The organism is Ardenticatena maritima (genome assembly GCF_001306175.1).
Classification (GTDB): domain Bacteria; phylum Chloroflexota; class Anaerolineae; order Ardenticatenales; family Ardenticatenaceae; genus Ardenticatena; species Ardenticatena maritima.
In genome coordinates this window covers 113,097-132,739 of sequence record NZ_LGKN01000005.1, presented here as the reverse complement: position 1 = coordinate 132,739, position 19,643 = coordinate 113,097, and the positions used below count along the sequence as shown (strand labels likewise).

General features: G+C 60.0%; 14 protein-coding genes. 8 read left to right on the top strand and 6 right to left on the bottom strand.

What is annotated here, in order from left to right; translation table 11 throughout:
* Positions 1-8: 8 nt before the first annotated feature.
* From SE16_RS08485 to SE16_RS08465, 5 genes are all read left to right on the top strand, one after another.
* Positions 9-980, top strand: coding sequence for an aldo/keto reductase (locus tag SE16_RS08485; protein WP_054492047.1), 972 nt, complete (start codon positions 9-11; stop codon positions 978-980).
* Between the two features lie 97 nt (positions 981-1,077).
* Positions 1,078-4,260, top strand: coding sequence for a cellobiose phosphorylase (locus tag SE16_RS08480; RefSeq protein ID WP_161804526.1), 3,183 nt, complete (start codon positions 1,078-1,080; stop codon positions 4,258-4,260).
* Positions 4,261-4,279: 19 nt separating this feature from the next.
* The gene (locus SE16_RS08475) at positions 4,280-6,997 is read left to right on the top strand and encodes a GH36-type glycosyl hydrolase domain-containing protein (protein ID WP_054492045.1); all 2,718 of its coding nucleotides are present in this window, start codon (positions 4,280-4,282) and stop codon (positions 6,995-6,997) included.
* An 11-nt stretch (positions 6,998-7,008) separates the two neighbouring features.
* Entirely contained in the window at positions 7,009-9,525 is a 2,517-nt protein-coding gene (locus SE16_RS08470; RefSeq protein ID WP_054492044.1) for a beta-glucosidase H, read from the top strand.
* 174 nt (positions 9,526-9,699) lie between these two features.
* Positions 9,700-11,643 carry a glycosyltransferase family 39 protein gene (locus tag SE16_RS08465; protein ID WP_054492043.1) on the top strand — a complete coding sequence of 648 codons (1,944 nt, stop codon included), beginning with the start codon at positions 9,700-9,702 and terminating at the stop codon, positions 11,641-11,643.
* A gap of 44 nt (positions 11,644-11,687) precedes the next feature.
* Here SE16_RS08465 and SE16_RS08460 read toward each other — a convergent pair whose 3' ends face one another.
* On the bottom strand, positions 11,688-12,470 hold the full coding sequence (locus SE16_RS08460) for a hypothetical protein (RefSeq protein WP_054492042.1): 783 nt from the start codon (positions 12,468-12,470) through the stop codon (positions 11,688-11,690).
* A 343-nt stretch (positions 12,471-12,813) separates the two neighbouring features.
* Between SE16_RS08460 and SE16_RS08455 the strand changes: the two genes are divergently transcribed.
* The gene (locus SE16_RS08455; RefSeq protein ID WP_054492041.1) at positions 12,814-13,812 is read left to right on the top strand and encodes a Gfo/Idh/MocA family protein; all 999 of its coding nucleotides are present in this window, start codon (positions 12,814-12,816) and stop codon (positions 13,810-13,812) included.
* Here the strand turns inward: SE16_RS08455 and SE16_RS16730 are convergent.
* Complete coding sequence (locus tag SE16_RS16730; protein WP_161804525.1) at positions 13,745-13,954, bottom strand: TetR/AcrR family transcriptional regulator C-terminal domain-containing protein; 210 nt, start codon at positions 13,952-13,954, stop codon at positions 13,745-13,747. The two genes, SE16_RS08455 and SE16_RS16730, sit on opposite strands and share 68 nt — an antisense overlap.
* On the opposite strand from SE16_RS16730, the gene SE16_RS08450 reads away from it, so the two are divergent.
* Both SE16_RS08450 and recA read left to right on the top strand, forming a co-directional pair.
* Positions 13,857-14,723, top strand: a complete 867-nt coding sequence (locus SE16_RS08450) for an alpha/beta hydrolase (RefSeq protein WP_082382002.1) — start codon at positions 13,857-13,859, stop codon at positions 14,721-14,723. The two genes, SE16_RS16730 and SE16_RS08450, sit on opposite strands and share 98 nt — an antisense overlap.
* Positions 14,724-14,893: 170 nt before the next feature.
* Positions 14,894-16,063 carry a recombinase RecA gene (gene recA / locus SE16_RS08445; RefSeq protein WP_082373734.1) on the top strand — a complete coding sequence of 390 codons (1,170 nt, stop codon included), beginning with the start codon at positions 14,894-14,896 and terminating at the stop codon, positions 16,061-16,063.
* Positions 16,064-16,130: 67 nt separating this feature from the next.
* On the opposite strand, the gene SE16_RS08440 is transcribed toward recA, so the two are convergent.
* From SE16_RS08440 to SE16_RS08425, 4 genes are all read right to left on the bottom strand, one after another.
* Positions 16,131-17,789, bottom strand: a complete 1,659-nt coding sequence (locus tag SE16_RS08440) for a peptidylprolyl isomerase (protein ID WP_054491599.1) — start codon at positions 17,787-17,789, stop codon at positions 16,131-16,133.
* Between the two features lie 91 nt (positions 17,790-17,880).
* The gene (gene rpsR / locus SE16_RS08435) at positions 17,881-18,141 is read right to left on the bottom strand and encodes a 30S ribosomal protein S18 (protein ID WP_054491600.1); all 261 of its coding nucleotides are present in this window, start codon (positions 18,139-18,141) and stop codon (positions 17,881-17,883) included.
* A gap of 5 nt (positions 18,142-18,146) precedes the next feature.
* Positions 18,147-18,629 (bottom strand): 30S ribosomal protein S6, encoded by a 483-nt coding sequence (gene rpsF, locus SE16_RS08430; protein WP_054491601.1) that lies wholly within the window; start codon positions 18,627-18,629, stop codon positions 18,147-18,149.
* A 212-nt stretch (positions 18,630-18,841) separates the two neighbouring features.
* The gene (locus tag SE16_RS08425; protein ID WP_054491602.1) at positions 18,842-19,570 is read right to left on the bottom strand and encodes a hypothetical protein; all 729 of its coding nucleotides are present in this window, start codon (positions 19,568-19,570) and stop codon (positions 18,842-18,844) included.
* Between the last annotated feature and the right edge of the window lie 73 nt (positions 19,571-19,643).

Genomic DNA, 19,643 nt, shown 5'->3' with positions numbered 1-19,643 from the left:
AAGAAACAATGAAAACACGCATCTTGGGCAAAAGCGGTATCGAAGTCTCCGAAATTGGGTTTGGCCTCTGGGCGGCTGGTGGCGACATGTGGGGGCCCACCGACGACAAGGCCATCCTTGACGCCATTGATTACGCCCTTGATCACGGTGTCAACTTCTTCGACACCGCCGATGTGTACGGTTGGGGGCACAGCGAGGAACTGCTCGGCAAAGCGATGAAGGGACGCCGCGACCGCTTTGTGGTCGCCACCAAAATTGGCTGGTGGGGGTTCGACGGCGAGGCCGGGCGTTCCGCTTACACCACCGTCGAGAAACTGATTGAAGGCGTCGAAAGCAACCTGCGCCGCTTGCAAACCGATTACATCGACGTCATCCAGAGCCACATCAACTTCCGCGACCCGACCATGGAGATTTTCCTGGAAGGCTTCCAGCGTTTGCAGCGCGACGGCAAGGTGCGCGCCTACGGCGTCAGCACCAGCGATTTCGAGTATCTGAAAGCCTTCAACCACGACGGCAACTGCGCCACTTTGCAGATTGATTACAGCATTCTCAACCGCACGCCCGAAGCCGAAATTTTCCCCTACTGTTTGGAAAACAACATCGGTGTGATTGTGCGCGGGGCGCTGGCGATGGGCATTCTCACCGGCAAATTCACGCCCGAAACCCGCTTCCCCGAAAACGACTGGCGCAAACGCTGGCACGAGAACGAAGACGAGTACCAGATTTTCCTGAACGACCTGCAAATTGTCGAGAAACTGCGCCCATTGGCGGAAGCCAAAGGCATCACCCTGGCGCAACTGGCGCTGCAATTTGTGCTGGCGCATCCCGCGGTCAGCACGGTGATTCCCGGCATCAAGAATGTGCGCCAGGTGGAAGCCAACATTCATGCGGGCGAACTGCCCCCGCTGGACGAAGAAACGTTGAAAGCCATTGACGCCATCGTCCCGCCGGGGGGTGGCCGCAAAATCTGGCCGGCGTGACCCAACGGCGCGCGTCAGCCTGTGTCCCACGTGGCGCAGGCTGACGCATTCACTTCTCATTTCGGCGGGCGCAACAACCTGCCGACAAACGGGGTGTATGATGAACCAAGCCGTCTCCTACACGATGACAACCTACGACCGCCGACCGCCGTTCAGCAGTTTCCTGCCCGGTGTGGCCGGGGTGCATGGCGTGCCCATGTGGGTCTTCTACGTCAACCGCGGGCAAGCCATTGCCAGTTTTGGCGTGGTGAACAAAGACCGCGCCATGCTCGAATTTCAGCCCGCCAACAAGGCGTACCGCCTGACGCCGCTGGTGGGGTTTCGCACGTTCCTCAAACTGCACAACGGCGAACAAACCCGCTGCTACGAACCTTTCGCCCCCTGGTCGCGTGGGGCGGAAGCGCGTACCATGCACATTGGCTTGAACAGCCTGCGGCTGGAAGAACACCACCCCGCTTTGGGGCTGCGCATTCGCGTGGACTACACCACGCTTACCAACCTGCCCCTGGCGGGGCTGGTGCGCCGTATCACCCTGCACAACACCGGCAACCGTCCGCTCACCATCGAATGGCTGGACGGCTTGCCGCAAGTGGTTCCCTTTGGCGCGGATAACGGCGCGTTGAAGTTCATCAGCCGCACCATCGAAGCCTGGATGCAGGTGGAAGACCACGCCGACGGCGTGCCCTTCTACCGCTTGCGAGCGTCTGCCGAAGATGTGGCGGAAGTGCGCGAAATCGTCGCCGGGCACTTTGCGCTTGCCACCCGTTTCGACGCCGACGGCGCGCACCCCTTGCCCGTGCTGGTGGACCCGGAGCGCGTCTTTGCCTGGGACGACACCTTGCAGCAGCCCATCGCCTTTTGGGAGCAACCGCTGGATACCCTGCTGGCGAGCGAACAAGCCACCGTCGGCAAGACGCCCGCGGCGCTCTTTGCCACCCACTGCACCCTGCCGCCGGGAGAACAGACCACGCTGGTCGCTGTTTTCGGGCATAGCGACGACCGCCAGGCGCTGGCCGGCTTTGTGCCGCAGTTGCGCGACGCCGCCTTCCTGGACGCGCAAGCCCGCGCCGCGCACGACCTGGGCGACGCACTCACCGCGCCCATCGCCACGCAGAGCGGCGACGCCCGCTTCGACGGCTACGTCCGCCAGACGTTCCTCGACAATCTGCTCCGCGGGGGCTGGCCGCTGGTGCTGCCCGGCGGGCACGTCTATCACGTCTATTCGCGCAAACATGGCGACCTGGAACGCGATTACAACGACTTCGTGGTTGCTGCTGAATACTACTCGCAGGGCAACGGCAACTTCCGCGATGTGGCGCAAAACCGCCGCATGGATGTCTGGTTCGAGCCGCGCGTGGATGACTTCAACCTGCGGCTCTTCCTCAGCCTGATTCAGACCGACGGCTACAACCCGCTGGTCATTCAGGGGCTGACCTTCCACCTTGCCGAAGACGCCATCGCGCGCTTGCTGGCGCACACCACCGCGCCCGATCGGTTGCGCCCCTTGCTGGCGGAACCCTTCACGCCGGGGCGTCTCTTGCGGGCGCTGGAACTGCACGCCGTGCCGCTGGATATGCCCCCCCACGACTTCATGCTGCTGGCGGTCTCGCAAGCCGAAGCGCAAACGCAAGCCGCCTTTGGCGAAGGCTTTTGGGTTGACCACTGGACCTACCTGCTCGACCTGGTCGAATCGTTTGCCGCCATCTATCCCGACCGCCTGACTGAAACGCTGTTTGCGCGCGAGGTGCCTTTCTACAACAGCCCGGCGCTGGTGCGCCCACGTCGCGACCGCTATGTGCTGACCGAGAAAGGCGTGCGCCAGTATCACGCTGTCGCGCACAACGACGCCGAAAAAGCGCGTTTGCTGGCGGAACATGGTTCCTGGGTGCGCACGCAACAGGGGCGGGGTGACCTCTTCACCCTGCGCGTGGTGGAAAAACTGCTCTTGCTCGCCCTGCTCAAATTCAACAGCCGCGACCCGCTGGGCATGGGCGTCGAAATGGAAGCCGGCAAACCTGGCTGGTACGACGCGCTGAACGGCTTGCCGGGCTTGCTCGGTTCATCCATGCCCGAAACCTACGAACTTTTGCGGCTGGTGCGCTTCTTGCAGAACGCCCTGGCAGAGACCGACGCCGACCTGCGCCTGCCCGAAGAAGCCGACGCCTTGCTCACCGCGACGCTGGCGGCGCTCGACACCCCGCCCGACGCAGGGCTGGCGCGTTGGGACGCCTGCAACACCGCCCGCGAAACCTACCGCGAGCGCACGCGCCTGGGCGTGTCGGGGCGTCTGGTGGCGCGTTCCGCCGCCGAATGGCGCGCCATTCTCGACCGCTGGGCGACCGACCTGGAAGCCGGCATTGCCCGCGCCCAACAGTGGGGCGGCGACCTGCCGGTGACCTACTTCGCGTGGGATGTGACCGATTACGACGTGCAAACCGACGCCGACGGCGCGCCCCGTCGCGACGAGCAGGGGCGCCCCTACGTCTGGCCGCGCGCCATGCGCCCCCATCCCCTGCCCCCCTTCCTGGAAGGGGCGGTGCGCGCCATGAAAGTGCTCTCGCCGGATGACGCCCGCGCCTTGCACGCGCGCATGCTGGGCGGTCCGCTCTGGGATGCGCCGCTGGGCATGTTCAAGGTCAACGCCAGCCTGCAAAACGAATCCTACGAAATCGGGCGGGCGCGCGCCTTCCCGCCGGGCTGGCTCGAAAACGAGAGCATCTGGCTGCACATGCACTACAAGTACCTGCTGGAACTGCTCAAACAGGGGCTGTACGCAGAATTTTTTGCCATCGCCCGCACCGGCTTGATTCCCTTCCGCGACCCGGCGCAATATGGGCGCAGCCCCTTTGAAAACAGTTCCTTTTTGGTGAGCACGGCGCACCCCGACCGCACCTTGCACGGGCGCGGCTTCGTCGCCCGCCTGAGCGGCGCGACCGCCGAATTTCTGCACATGTGGACGCTGATGACCGCCGGTCCGCAGCCCTTCGTGATGACCGACGACGGCTTGACCCTGCGCCTGCGTCCGGCGCTGCCCGGCTGGCTTTTCACCGACGATGGGCGCTTCGAGTTCACCTTCCTGGGGCGCATTCCGGTTGTGCTGCACAACCCCGCCCGCCGCGACCTCTTCCCCGGCGTGCCGCGGCGTATCGTCTTGCACCCGCGGGCGCAGGAAGGAACGGACACAGCGCGCCCCATCGTCATCGAAGCGGAAGATGTCCCCCCGCCTTGGGCGGAGCGGGTGCGCCAGGGCGAAATCGCCCGCATTGAATGTGTATTCTGAGAGAGGAGCATAGCACTCGATGACGTGGCACTTTGTGGATACAAACGGCACATTTCGGCTCGAAAACGCTGACCAAACGAGCTATCTCTACTTTCCGCTGGTCAACGAGGCGGGCATGATGTCGGCCATCACGCCGACCCTGCACGGTGATAGCAAAATTGACCAGCACCATTTTCTCACCCTGCCCGTTTCCGTGGAAGACTTGCACAACACGCGCTCGCCGCGCGATGTCTGGTTTTTCGTTGAAGGGCATGGACCCTGGTCGGTGGCGGGGAACAGCGCCCGCCAGATTGCCGACCGCTGGACGGCGCACGCCGACCGCGTCACTGTTGAAGCCGGCTTGCTCTGGCACAAGGTGGTGCGTGAAAGCGGGCGGCTCCCGTTGCGCGCCGAAATTCTCAACTTCGTCCCCGCCGGCGATGACCGCGTTGAACTGATGCGCGTCTCGCTGACCAACAGCGGCGAAACGCCCATGCGGCTGACGCCCACCGGCGCGGTGCCCATTTTTGGGCGTTCCGCCGACAACCTGCGCGACCATCGCCATGTGACGGCTTTGCTCCACCGTGTGGTGTGCGACCGCTACGGCGTGGTGGTGCGCCCCACCATGTCCTTTGATGAGCGCGGGCATACGCCCAACACAACCACCTATGCCGTGCTGGGCGTTGATGAAAACGGCGCGCCGCCGCAAGGCTTCTTCCCCCGGTTGAGCGATTTCATCGGCGAAGGCGGCACGCTCGATTGGCCGCAGGCGGTGGTGCAAAACCTGCCGCCGACGCACACCGTGGGCGACACTGACGAAGGCAACGAAGCCATTGGCGCGCTGCGTTTTGCGCCGGTGGTGCTTGCGCCGGGTGAAACGCGCACCTGGGTGTTCATTTTGGCGGTCTGGGATGATGAAACCACCACGCCGCAGGCGCTTATCGAACGGTTTGGTCGCCCGCAACTGGTTGCCGAGTGCTTGGAACGCACGCGCGCCTATTGGTCGGCGCGTGTGGACGCCCTGCGCCTGCATACCCCTGAGGAACGGTTCAACCTTTGGGTGCGCTGGGTGGCGGTTCAGCCCACATTGCGGCGGCTTTTCGGCAACAGTTTTCTGCCCTATCACGACTATGGGCGCGGCGGGCGCGGCTGGCGCGACCTCTGGCAAGATGTGCTGACGCTCCTCTTGCTGGAAGGGGAAGAAGTGGCCGACGACTTGCTGGCGCACTTTGCCGGTGTGCGCCTCGACGGCTCGAATGCCACGATTATTGGGCATCGGCCGGGCGAATTCAAAGCCGACCGCAATAACATTCCGCGCGTCTGGATGGACCACGGCGCATGGCCTTTGTTGACCGTGCGGCTCTACATTGACCAGAGCGGCGACCTCGATTTTCTCCTGCGCGAACAAGTCTATTTCAAAGATGCGTTCACCCATCGTGCGCGCCGTCTGGATGAAACGTGGCAACCGGAGCAGGGCACCCTGCAACGCGATGCGGCGGGCAATGTGGTGCGTGGTTCGGTGCTGGAACATTTGCTCGTCCAGCATTTGACGGCGTGGCATCACGTCGGCGAGCATGGCATGATTCTGCTGGAAGGCGCAGACTGGAACGATGGGCTGGATATGGCGCGTGAACGGGGCGAAAGCGTTGCCTTTTCGGCGATGTATGCCTGGAACCTGCGCCAATTGGCGGAACTGGTGGACGCCCTGGCGGCGCGCGGGCATACGCATTTCGACCTGCTGGAAGAACTGTTGCCGCTCCTGCAACCCCTGGACGATGAGTCCCCGGCCGCCAAACGGGCGCGCCTGACCGCCTATTTTGACCGCGTGAGCCGCACCGTCAGCGGGCGCAAAATCGCTGTTGCGGCGGAAGACCTGGCGGCGCGTTTGCGCGCCATGAGTGCGGCGCTGGCGGAGCGTATTCGCACGCAGGAGTGGATAGCGGATGGCGATGGCTGGTTCAACGGCTACTACGACGACCACGGTCGGCGCGTCGAAGGGCGTTGGCCAGACCACGTGCGCATGACGTTGACCGGGCAAGTCTTCACGCTCATGGGGGGCGTGGCGGATGAGGCGCAGGTGGATGGCGCGCTGGCGTCCGCCGACCGCTACTTATGGGATGAAGCGGTGGGGGGCTATCGGCTCAACACCAACTTCCACGAAGTCAAACTCGATTTGGGGCGTGCTTTTGGCTTTGCATTTGGGCACAAGGAAAACGGCGCCATGTTCAGCCATATGGCGGTGATGTTCGCCAACGCCCTCTATCGGCGGCGGCGTGCGGCGGCGGCGTGGCGTGTCCTCGAACGCCTGTACCGCCACGCGCAGGCTTTCCCCGTCAGCCGCATGTACCCCGGCATACCGGAGTATGTGGACCCGCGTGGGCGGGGCATGTATCCGTGGCTCACGGGGTCTGCCAGTTGGTACGTGATGACGCTCATCCAGTGGGCGTATGGTGTGCGGGGCGTGTGGGGGGATTTGCTGTTCGACCCGCAATTGCTTCCCGAACAGTTTGATGAGCAGGGGAACGCGGAAATCGAAACACGCTTTTCGCAGTGGCGGTTGCGCGTGCGGTATCACAACCCGCAACGTCTGCCGCCGGAGCGGTATCGCGTGCAGTCGGTCATGCTCAACGGGAAGCCGCTTTCCCATGAGCAGGGGCGTATCTCACGAGCCATTTTGCACATGCTTCCCACGGAGCAGGTGCATCTGTTTGATGTGGTGTTGGAAGACGTGGGCAACACAGCCAAAATGACTTCTTGAAGGGGGCGCGTATGCAAGACCGAGTTGAAACCTTGTTGCAATCACTCACACTCGATGAAAAAATCAAACTGTTGGCCGGGGCGGATACCTGGCACACCCACGCCATTCCTCGCCTGGGCATTCCCGCCCTCAAAGTGACCGATGGTCCGAATGGCGTGCGCGGCACGCAAAAAGACACCCGCAGCCAAACGTCGGCCAGTTTCCCCGTGGGAACAGCCATGGGCGCCACCTGGAACCCCGACCTTGTGCGTGAAATTGGTGAAGCCCTGGCCGAAGAAGTCAAGACAAAGGGCGCCCACGTCTTGCTTGGTCCGACGGTCAACATGCACCGCCACCCGCTGGCGGGGCGCAATTTTGAATGCTTTGCCGAAGACCCCTACTTGATGGCGCGCATGGCGGTGGCGTACATTCAGGGCGTGCAGAGCCAGGGGGTTGGGGCGTGTATCAAGCACTATGTGTGCAACGACCAGGAATTTGAGCGCTTTTCGATCAGTGCGGAAGTTGATGAGCGCACGTTGCGAGAAATCTACCTGCCGCCTTTCAAAGCCGCGGTGCAGGAAGCCGGTGTCTGGACGTTGATGACGGCGTACAACCGCGTCAACGGGGTATATGCGAGCGAAAACAGCCACCTCTTTGACATTCTCAAAGACGAATGGGGGTTTGACGGTCTCGCGCTTTCCGACTGGTATGGCACATACAGCGACCGGGTTCCCTTGGAGCGGCTCGATTTGGAGATGCCGGGACCTGGGCGCTGGATGGCGCCTGAAAAGGTGCGCGCCGCCCTGGAGCGGGGCGAAATCACCGAAGCGGATATTGACGACAAAGTGCGCCGGCTGTTGCGCACACTGGAGCGTGTGGGCGCGTTTGAAGACTCCGCGCCGAAGGAAGAGCGTTCGGTGGACAACCCACGCCACCATGAGATTATCCGCCGCGCCGGACGCGAAGCCATTGTGCTGTTGAAGAACGAGGACAACGTGCTCCCGCTGGATGCGTCGCGCTTCCCGCGCCTGGCGGTGATTGGTCGCCCGGCGACTGAGGTGTCGTTCCAGGGGGGCGGGAGTTCCGAAGTGAACCCTCATTATGTGGTGCAACCGCTCGATGCCATGCGCGAACGGTATGGCGAGGCGTTCCAGATGACGTATGCTCTGGGACCGGCGTTCTACCGCAATTTCCCCTTGCTCGACACGCGCGGGTTGCGTGCTGAGGACGGCACGCCGGGCAAGGTGACGGTGCGCCAGTATGATAACACCGAATTGGAAGGCGAACCGTCCAAAGTGTTCCTCGCCGAAGGGACGCAACTGGCTTGGTTTGGCGAACAAATTTCCGAATTCGATTTGCGTTCTTTCTCGCTCACCATGAGCGGCACATGGACGCCGCCGGTGAGTGGGACGTACACGTTCTCCATGGCAACGGTCGGGCGTGGTCGGTTCGAGTTCGACGGCAAAACGCTTTTGGATTGGTGGGAGTACATTCCCGAAGAGCAACCGCAAAACTTCGACGGCATGGTGAGCGTGCCCTGGCGGCAGGAAGAAGTCACGCTGGAATTGGAAGCGGGGCGGGAATACCCCTTCCGCGTGGATTTTGCAGTGGTGCCGGGTGGGCGCTGGCGCACCATTCGCCTGGGCGTGTTGCCGCCGCAACCCGCCGACCCCATTGGCGAAGCCGTCGCCCTTGCGCGTGAAGCCGACGCCGCCGTTGTGTTTGTGGGCTTGACGCCCGAATGGGAGAGTGAGGGCAGCGACCGCGAGAGCATGGATTTGCCGGGCGAACAAAACGAACTCGTGGCGCGGGTTGCCGAAGCGAACCCGAACACCATTGTCATTGTCAATGCGGGGTCGCCGGTGCACATGCCCTGGCTGGACAAGGTGAAAGCCGTCTTGCAGGTCTGGTATCTGGGGCAAGAGATGGGGAACGCGATTACCGACGTGCTCTTTGGCGAAGCCGACCCAGGCGGGCGCTTGCCGACAACTTTCCCCAAACGCTTGCAAGATTCGCCCGCGTATATCAACTACCCCGGCGAGAATGGGCGCGTCTACTACGGCGAACGGCTCTACGTGGGCTACCGCTACTATGACAAGAAAGAAATCGAGCCGCTTTTCCCGTTTGGGCATGGGCTTTCGTACACCACATTCTCGTATGACGCGCTGGAATTGGCGGCCGACCAGGTGCGCGTGGGTGAAGGAGTGGATGTGCATGTCACCATCACGAACCAAGGGGCGCGCCGTGGGCAAGAGGTGGTGCAGGTGTACCTGCACGATGTCGAGTCCAGCCTGCCGCGCCCGCCCAAAGAGTTGAAGGGCTTTGCCAAAGTGACGCTGGAACCGGGTGAAACGCGCACCGTGACCATTCACCTGCGCCCGGATGCGTTTGCGTTTTACGATGACAAGCGCGGAGCGTGGGTTGTGGAGCCTGGCGCGTTTGAGGTGCTGGTGGGGCGCTCGGCGGCGGATATTCGCTTGCGCGCCCGTTTGGATATCGTGGACAAGACCACCGAGGCGTTGGAGGCGGGCAACGTCTTGGCAGGCTAGCCAGCCGGAAGCGGCATACTTCTCCTCCTTTCCTTCCTTCTGGGAAACGGTCTCCTGCAAAGGAGGCCGTTTTGCTTTGCATGGGAGTTTCATTGTTTCTGCACATGTTCTGCACATTTATGAAGTACAACAGGAATGAAAACCAGACAACAAGGAGAGGAAAAGGTACACGCTATGCAGCAGGTGAAGGCGCATACAGAACTGAAGCGCGGTTGGCGCTATGAGGGTCTCGTTTCGATACCATGGGCGCACCTGGCGTTGATTGCCATCATGGGGGCGGCGCTTTTTTTGCATCTGGCAAACCTGCAAGCCATTGGCGATGCAAACCGCTACTACACAGCCGCTGTCAAAAGTATGTTGCAATCGTGGCATAATTTTTTCTTTGTCGCGGCTGAACCTGGCGCCTCTGTGACGGTAGATAAACCCCCACTTGGCTTGTGGATTGAAGCCGCGTTTGCGTGGATATTGGGCGTGCATGGCTGGGTTGTGGTCTTACCCAACATTTTGGCTGGTGTGTTGAGCGTGCCGTTACTCTATGCGCTTGTCAAACGCTCTTTCGGGGAAGGCGCAGGGCTTGTGGCCGCGCTGACATTGACCCTCACGCCCATCTTCGTCGCGACGAACCGCAACAACACGATGGATGGCATGCTCACGTTCACGCTGTTGCTGGCAGCGTGGGCGTTTTTGAAAGCGACCGAAAGCGGGCGTTTGCGTTGGGTGGTGTTGGGTGGTGTGCTGGTTGGGCTGGGGTTTGAAATCAAAATGTTGCAGGCGTTTTTGCCGCTTCCCGCCTTTTACGCGCTTTATGCATTGGGGTCTCGTGAAGCGTGGCGCACCAAAATCAAGCACTTAGGTATCGCCACCATTGTCATTATGCTGATTGGGCTTGCGTGGCCGCTGGCGGTTGATATGACGCCGCCCGAAAACCGCCCCTATGTGGGAAGTAGCACGAACAACACTGTGATGGAACTCATTATCGGGCATAATGGGTTAGCGCGCCTTTTGAATCCGCGTCAGGTGAGTACGGGAGACGCCGCGAATAGCGCGCCGCCTGCGGGCGCGCGCCCGCAGGCGCCTCGCCCCGGTGCGCCACCAGACGCCCGCGTGAATGATGGCGTCCCGCCTGGCGGTCAACCTGATGGGCAACCAGGTGGAACACCCTTTGCCAACGAAACAGGCTCGCCGGGTGTTGAGCGATTCTTTGTTCAGCCGCTGGCAAAGCAGATGTCGTGGTTGTTGCCGTTTGCGTTGCTGGGAGTGGTGCTGTTGGGGGCTTCGCGCTGGCATGTGCCTTTGCAGGCGACACACCGCGCTTTGGTGTTATGGGGGGGGTGGTTGCTCACGTGTTGGGTCTTTTTCAGTCGTATTGAAGGCATTTTTCACGCGTATTACACGATAATGCTGACGCCGCCGCTTGCGGCGCTTGTGGGGGCTACCTTTGCATGGTTTTGGCGGCGTCTGGAGCACGTTGGGGCACGTGTGGGGCTTTTGCTGGCGGGGAGTGGTGTGGTGGCGTTTCATCTTTTCATTGCTCGCCAGGAGGGCATGCAGGCGGGGTGGTTGTATGTGCCTGTGCTGTTGCTTATCATGGCGGCTGGGCTTGGCTGGTGGCATCAAGGGCGTGCAAGTGCCGTGCTGACGCTCCTTGCCATGCTCTGGGTGCCCGCCGTGTGGACGGGGTTGACGACCTTTGACCCGACGCCCAACACAGCGTTACCAACCGCCTATTCCCCTATTGATGAAATGAGACCGGGAGGCGATCCCACCCAAGAAGGTGCAGCCGACATACTGCTGGACTTTTTACAGGCGAACCCGCCAGGTACGTCATACCTGATTGCTGTGTCGGATGCACAGATTGGAGCGCCGCTTGTGCTGTCCACAGGGCAACCGGTGCTCTATATGGGAGGCTTCAACGGCGGCGACCCCGTGGTGGATGCGGAGGATATCGCGCAGATGGTGGCGTGCGGCGATTTGCGGTATGTAGTGGTGAGTGGGCGCACGCGTGCTGATATTGCAACCTGGCTCGATACAACGTGCCGACCGGTTGAGGGGGGCATTGCAAGTCCAGGTAATCGCCCACCCGGTCGTGTGCAGCTCTACGATTGTATGCCTGAGTAGGCGCAACGCCCCCCCCGTTGGTGCGCGAGGGGGGCGTTTTGTTTTTATTGAAGCGGCTCTACCGTTTGCAGGAAGTACATTTGCTGTTGCCACAATTCATCGCTTGCGACGTTGCCGTATGTCAAATCACCAATACTCACCAGAACAACAAGATGACCTTTGACAAGCATTACTGTATGAACGGGTTGATTCCAATCGAACCACAAGGGTTCCCACAGCAAGTACCAAGCGTAATCCCACTGCTTAAATTTAAGCGGTTTAACAACACGCATGCGACCACCAACATGTTCTGAAAATGATGAGGATTGTAGCCAATCAAATACTGCTTGTGGTGTTTCCATATGTTGCGAAACGTGTTTATCGCGTATCAATGACAAGCTGACGAAATATTCTTCGCTTGGCACGCCGTCCGGACGTTGTTGTTTGCGGAAAATATCCAAAAGGACTTCATCCTTCTGAGTTTGAATGCGAATTTCTGGATAGTCGGGTGGATATTGGAAGCGAATGCCCAACTCGCGATTTTCATAGGAGAGCCACTCTTGTGTGGCTGAATTGAATGTTTGCGGCAGGTCAAGCAGTAAAGGGCGTGGGGTCGCCATAGGCGGTGGCGTTTCAGTTGGGGGGATCGTGGGTGTCGGAAGAGGTGTTGTTGGTGGTGCAGCCTGGGCAAGTTGTTGTTCAGGCAACACCGGTGGAGGATAGGCTTCTTGGGACAGGGGTGTTTGCGTTGGTGGGGCATCTGAACGGGAGGAAGATGTTTCAGTGGTGCGGCATGCCGTGGTGAGCATGATGAGTAGGCTCAGGAAGATGAAGACGCGATTGCGCATGGGGATTCCTCCTTATGACGTTACAGGTTGTGTGGTATCTGTTGGAATGGGGCCATATTCGCCCGGATGGTTGTTCAGCGGAGTGTACTCGTGTGCCGACCGCCTTGTTATTCCAGATGTCTGGCACACAACAGTTTACAAAAAAGAATCTTGCTTGCATAGGTACGCGCGTACTCACTTTATGAGTACATTTGCACTCGGTTTTATTTTAGAATTAAAACCATATAAAATGAAACTCAATTTTCTGGCGCGATGTTCTTTTTGCGTTGTTTGCTTCGTGGCCTTATTTGCTGATAGACTGCGCACAGTGCAGTCACCAATTGAGAACTGAAAGGACAAGCAGATGCCAACCGCATTTCGTTGGGGCATTCTTGCCACAGGGCGCATTGCCGCGACGATGGCGGCTGATTTGTGTGCCGCGGAGGACGCCGAATTGGTCGCGGTGGCTTCCCGCTCACAGGAAGCCGCCGACCGATTTGGGGAACGTTGGGGCATCCCGCGCCGGTATGGTCGCTACGAAGACCTTGTCGCCGACCCAGATGTGGAGATTGTGTACATTGCCACGCCGCATAGCCTGCACGCCGACAACATTCGCCTCTGCCTCGAAGCGGGCAAACATGTGTTGTGTGAAAAACCGTTGACGCTGAACGCCCGACAAGCGGCGGACTGTATTGCGCTCGCACGTGAAAAGGGGCTCTTCCTGATGGAAGCGGTCTGGATGCGCTTCTTCCCGGCGATTCAGCAAGCGCACGACTGGGTGCGTTCGGGGGTGTTGGGCACGGTGCGGCTCATCCAGGCGGATTTTTGTTTTCATGCCCCATTCGACCCCCACAGCCGGCTTTACAACCCCGCGCTTGGCGGCGGCGCGTTATTGGATGTGGGCATTTATCCGTTGTCGCTGGCGACGATGCTGTTGGGGTTTCCCGATGAGGTGCAGGGCAACGCTTTGCTGGCGCCAACAGGCGTTGACGCGACCAATGCGCTCATGCTCATCTATCCTGAATCGCTGGCGCTGTTGAGCAGTAGTGTGGCGGTGGAAAAACCGCAAGAGGCGTGGATTGTGGGCGATGAAGGGCGTATCCACCTGCATGCGCCGTTTTTTCACCCCGAACAGGTGACGCTTGAACGCTACGGCGAGCCGCCGCTCACCTGCACGTTCCCCCACCCCGACCATGGCTACGGGTACGAGATTGCCGAAGTGCACGCATGTTTGCGCGCCGGCTTGACCGAAAGCCCACGTATGCCGCTTGACGAGAGCCAGCGCCTGCTGGCGCTCATGGATACGCTGCGCGCCCGTTGGGGCGTGCGGTATCCGGGCGAAGATGAAGACACCCTGACCTGAGCGAGGCGGCGATGAATTGGCTCACGCGCGTTTTGTTGCGGCTGATGACGCGCTCCATGGTGCGCGAAGATATTGCCGCCATTCGTCGGCGGGAAGCGCGACAAACACGGTGGAACCGCCCCCCGCGTGGCGTGCGTATCACGCCGGCGGTGGATGCGCCTTTGCCCGGCGAGTGGGTAGAACCGCCGACGCCCCGCGAGGGGGTGATGCTCTACGTGCATGGCGGGGGCTACGTGGTGGGAAGCCCCCGCACGCACCGCGTGCTGACGGGCGGGCTGGCGCAAACGGTGCGCATGCGCCTGTTCGCGCTGGATTACCGCCTGGCGCCCGAACACCCCTTCCCCGCGGCGCTGGACGACACCGTGGCGGCGTTGCAGTGGCTGGCGGCGCAGGGGGCGCGTCCGCTCTGGCTGGCGGGGGATTCCGCCGGGGGCGGGTTGGTGGTGGCGGCGCTGGTGCGTGCGCGTGATGAAGGCGCGGCGCCCGTCGCCGGCGCGGTGCTGTTTTCGCCCTGGGTGGATGCAACGTTGTCGGGGGCGTCTCTGCGCGAGCGCGCCCACCGCGACCCCATTCTCACGCCCGCTTTTTTGGAGCGGTGTGCGCGCGCCTATGCCGGCGATACGCCGCGTGACCATCCGCTCATTTCACCCCTCTTTGCAGACCTGGGCGGATTGCCGCCGCTGCTCATTCATGTCGGCACGGAAGAAATTTTGTTTGACGATGCGGCGCGCCTGGCGCAAAAGGTTCAGCAAGCGGGGGGAACCGCCTGCCTGCGCGTCTGGCAAGGCATGCCGCATGTCTTCCCGCTTTTTCCCTTCTTTACCGAGAGCCGGCTGGCATTGGTGGAAAGTGCGCGGTTTGTGGAAGATGGAACATGCCCCCCCACGCTCTTCCTAGAAACCACCTTTTGATAAAGTTCCCCTTCTCCGCGCCTCACATCTGTCGCACCTATGCTGTACACTTACAAATGTGAAGCCGCTTTGCGGCAGGTTTGCCCGCCGCCAACATCTGTGATAGAATGCCTGCAACACTGCGGCTTACAATTGTGAAGACAAGTTTGAGCGACAAAAGGAGTGAACGCATGGCGAAGAAACCGGAAGGCCGCGAACAAGCCCTCGAAGCCACGCTGGCGCAACTCAAAAAGCGCTTTGGCGATGGCGCTATCATGAAATTGGGGGAAGCCCCCGACATGGAAATCGAAGCGATTCCCACCGGCTCAATTGCGCTTGACCTCGCACTGGGCATTGGTGGAGTGCCTCGCGGGCGAATTACCGAAATTTACGGTCCCGAATCCAGCGGGAAGACGACGCTCTGTCAGCACATCATCGCCGAAGCCCAGAAGATGGGGGGCGTGGCCGCCTTCATTGACGTGGAGCACGCCCTCGACCCCGCCTACGCCGCCAAGTGTGGCGTGGATGTCGCCAATCTCTACATCGCCCAGCCGGATACGGGCGAGCAGGCGCTCGAAATTGCCGAAGCCCTGGTGCGCAGTGGCGCGGTGGATGTCATCGTCATTGACTCGGTGGCGGCGTTGGTGCCGCGCGCCGAAATCGAAGGCGACATGGGCGATAGCCATGTGGGGTTGCAAGCCCGTTTGATGAGCCAGGCGCTGCGCAAACTGGCGGGGGCTATCAAGAAGTCCAACACGGCGGTCATCTTCACCAACCAGATTCGCATGAAAATTGGCGTGCTTTTTGGCAACCCTGAAACGACAACGGGCGGGAACGCGCTCAAATTCTACGCCTCGGTGCGCATGGATATTCGCCGCAAAGAAGCCATCAAGCAGGGGGGCGAGATTATCGGCAACCGCACCAAGGTCAAAATCAAGAAGAACAAGGTTGCCCCGCCCTTCCGCGAAGCCGAATTCGATATTCTCTACAATGAAGGCATCAGCGTGGAAGGCGATGTGCTGGATGTGGCGACCGAGCTGGACATTGTGACCAAGCGGGGCGCGTATTACAGCTACGGCGATATCCGCCTGGGGCAAGGGCGCGAAAACGCCAAACAATTCTTGCGCGAAAACCCCGAAATCCTGGCGGAAATTGATTCGCGCATTCGCATCGAAACCGGGTTGCCGCCCAAGCCCGGCGCGCTGACGCCTGAACAGCTGGCGTTGCTTGCCGAAGCCGATGAAAAACCCAAGCAACCGAAACGCCCCAAGAAGGTTGTCTCATCGTCGGACGATGACGACCTCGACGTAGTGGATATTGACCTCGACGAGGATGTGGTCAGTGACCTGGACCTCGATTGAGGCTGGACGTGGCGCAACAAAAGAGGGTAGCCATGGCGGCTACCCTCTTTGTTTTCCTCAATGCCCATTAGGGGGCTGGTGTCGGCGTCGCTTCTGATTGTTGTTGCTGCTGTGCCTGTTGCAAGGCTTGCTGCAAGTTCTGGAAGTTCTGCAAAATGAGCGCGATGTCATCGGCGAAGGGATCATCCGGTACTTTGCTTTCGTCCCAGTTGCGGTCAATCTCGGCTTCGCCTTTCACTTTCGCCAGCCAAGTTTCAAACGCGTTTTGCTGGCGCTGGCGCAACACATCTTCGGGCAGTTCGCGCACTTCGGGACCCTCAACCACGTAGAGGATGACGTAGCGCCCATCGCCCAGCGGCAATGGTTCGCTGTATTCACCCGCCGACAACTCAAACGCGGCTTTGAGAATATCCTCAGGAATGCCTTCCTGATCGCGTACAATCCACCCCAGGTTAATGGGGCGGATACCTTCCAGCGAGCCGGCATCTTGCGATACTTCGCGCGCCACGTCGGCGAAGTTTTCACCGTTCAACAGGCGTTCGCGCACTTGTTGGGCTTCTTCTTCGGTTTCCACAAGAATGTGGCGCACATGCACGCGGTCGTTTTCTTCATCGCGTTCCAGCACTTCGATAATGTGCCAGCCAAAATCTGTTTGCACCGGTTCGCTGATTTCGCCCGGTTCCAGTGAGAACGCCGCTTCTTCAAATTCGGGCACGGTTTGCCCGCGGCTCACCCACCCCAAATCGCCGGCAAAGGTGGCAGACAATTCGTTGGCGACGGCTTCCATTTCTTTGCCTGCGCGTAATTCTTCCAAGGCTTGCTTGGCGGTCTCTTCATCCGGCAGAAGCAGGGCGCGCACATTGACCTGCTCTTCTTCGGTGGGCACATCGGCAATCACCGCTTCGCGCACCTTCTCGCGCAGGACTTCGTTGTACACCACCTCACGCAGGTCGGCTTCCGTGAAGTCGAAGAAGGCGTTCGTGTTCTTCAAGTAGGTTTCCAGCCCCGTGCGGTACGCCTCTTCGGTCAAAATGTTCGGCGTCGGGGTGGGGAACGGCGTTGCCGTTGGTGTGATGGGCGCGGTAGTGGTGATACTTTCGGTTTCGGTGATGGTCTCGGTCGGCGTGGGTGTGGCGGCGGCGGCTTCGGCGGTTTGCGTGGCGGCGCGTTGTGCCACGGCTGTTGCCGTCGCGTCGGCATCCGCCTGCGTGATGGCGTTGAGTTGGGTGGCGATGATTTGGCGCAAGCGCGTTTCAACTTCTTCATCGCTGACGGTTACGCCCAGCTCCGCCGCTTTCTCACGCATCAACGTCTCTTCGATCATCGTTTCGAGCACATCCAGCGGGATGCTCTGGTATTGCTGAATCAGCTGGTCGAGCTGTTGGCTGTACATATTCAGCAAAAACGCCACGCTCGTATCATTGGGGTTGAATTGGAGCAACTGTTTTCCGGTGCGGTCAATCGCGCTAAACAGGCGATACCGCTCGTAGTTGACCCGTTTTTGGTAGGCTTCGACCGGGATGGTGGTGCCGTTGACGGTCGCGATGGGCTGACGCGGTACAACCAGTTGGTCGTAGAGGAAGCCGGCCAGCAGGATAATGATCACGGCTCCCAGCAAAAACGCCGAACCGAGAATGATACGGCGTTGCAATTCGGCTTCTTTTTGGGCGCGTGAAAGTTGTTTGCGGGTTGGCGCACGTGGTTGCTCTTCTCTTCGCTTCGCCATAATCCTCTCTTACTCCTCTTGCGGTTCGTGGGATAAAAAAAGGTCTGCCGTGCTCCATGAGACACGACAGACCCCGTTACGGCATGGTGCGTTATTCTCCGCTGCCGCTACCGTACAGGCGAATGTGATCGCCGGTGAAGGGCAGCAGCGCCAAGTGTCGCGCGCGCTTGATGGCGCGTGCCAGCATGCGCTGGTGCTTGGCGCACGTACCGGTCTTGCGGCGCGGTTGAATCTTCGCTTGCGGCGTCAGGTAGCGCCAGAGCGTATCGGTATCTTTGTAGTCAATGTAAGAGACTTTGTCCACGCAGAACTGGCAAACTTTGCGTGCTCGTCGCCGTCGGTAGTAGGCCATGGTTCTTACTCCTCACTCGTTTCAGATTCGGCGACCGCTGGTTCGCTTACTTCGGTCGTCGTCTCGTCTTCGGTTGCTTCGGCACTTTCGCTTTCAGCGGCTTCCGCTTCGGCTTCAGCGGCGGTGGCATCGGCTTGCGCTTTTTCTTCAGCCTGGCGGGCAACCGCTTCGACGGCGCCGGCGTCAAGCGGCAGGTCGTCGCGGCGCACCAGCAGGTAGCGCAACACGTTTTCGCTCAGGCGCAGACGGGCTTCGATGGCGTTCGGAGCCGGTGCCGGCAAAAGCAGTTCGTAGAGAACGTCGTAGCCTTCGAGCAAGTGCTGGATGGGGTACGCCAGGCGGCGCTTGCCCAACCGCTGCGTGGAGATAATTTGCCCGGCTTGCTCGCCGACGAACGCGTTGAGGCTTTCAATGAAGGCTTCACGCTGTTCGTCGTCCAGATCGGGACGCAGCACGATATACAATTCGTACCGTCGAATGTTGGACACTGTTCCTCTCCTTTCTTTGGACATGATGGCCCAGGTGGCACACACCTGAGCAGAAAGTCAACGACAAGACAAACAAAAATGGGCAGGCTTATCGGGCGCCAGCCCAGCGGCGAATTATATGAAATTTGGAAGATGAAGCAAACATGGGGAAAAACGCACTCGCAACAAAAAACCCCGCTGATGCGGGGCTTTTGGCGTCGAACGCTGGAACATTAGGCAACTTCAACCGTTTCGATGAGAATGCGTGCGTCTGGCAGCTCGAGTTCCAGGTGATACATTCCCGGTGGGACATTGGAGAAAACGAACGTATCAAACTCGTCAATCGTGGTGGTTTGCAGGATTTCACCATTGTGGCGAAGATGGACATTCACCCCCTCAAAAACAAGCTGGTCCGTTTCTTTGGAAGAGATGAACCCGCTGAGGGAAAAAGCCGCGTTGTGTTCACGTTCCAGGTCTAACACAATGAGCACATCATCCGTCTCGTACACCAACCCTTCCGGGAGCAATGCCGCGCCGCGCAAAGCCATCGTAGGGCTCATGCTGGAAGCAGATGTAGGGCGCAAGCGGGCGATAATCGTGCGTATGGTCGTGCCAAGGTCCATTGAGGAAGGAAGCGTCAACGGCAATCCAAGCATTTCGGTAAGCAGTTCGTATTCGGTGCGGCACTCAACACACTGGTCGAGGTGGTGTTGAATGCGCGTTTGTTCTTCCTGTGAGAAATGGTGTGGGGCGTCGGCAAAGAGTGCCAGATCATCAGGGGAAGGACAGACGACACGGTACAAATAACGTTGGGCAAAAGATGAAAGGGACGCTATTTCCGCAAGGTGTGTACGGCAACTTTCACATGTTTCCAGATGATGGCGCACATTTTCGGGAATATCCCCAGACACAAGATGCTCAAAGACGGTATCGGTGAGTGTGTCGAGAAACGAGCAAGTCATACAAAACTCCTTTTACTTCGTGATAACGAGGATATCGTATCCTTCGGCATACTAAACGTGGCTAACTATGCCT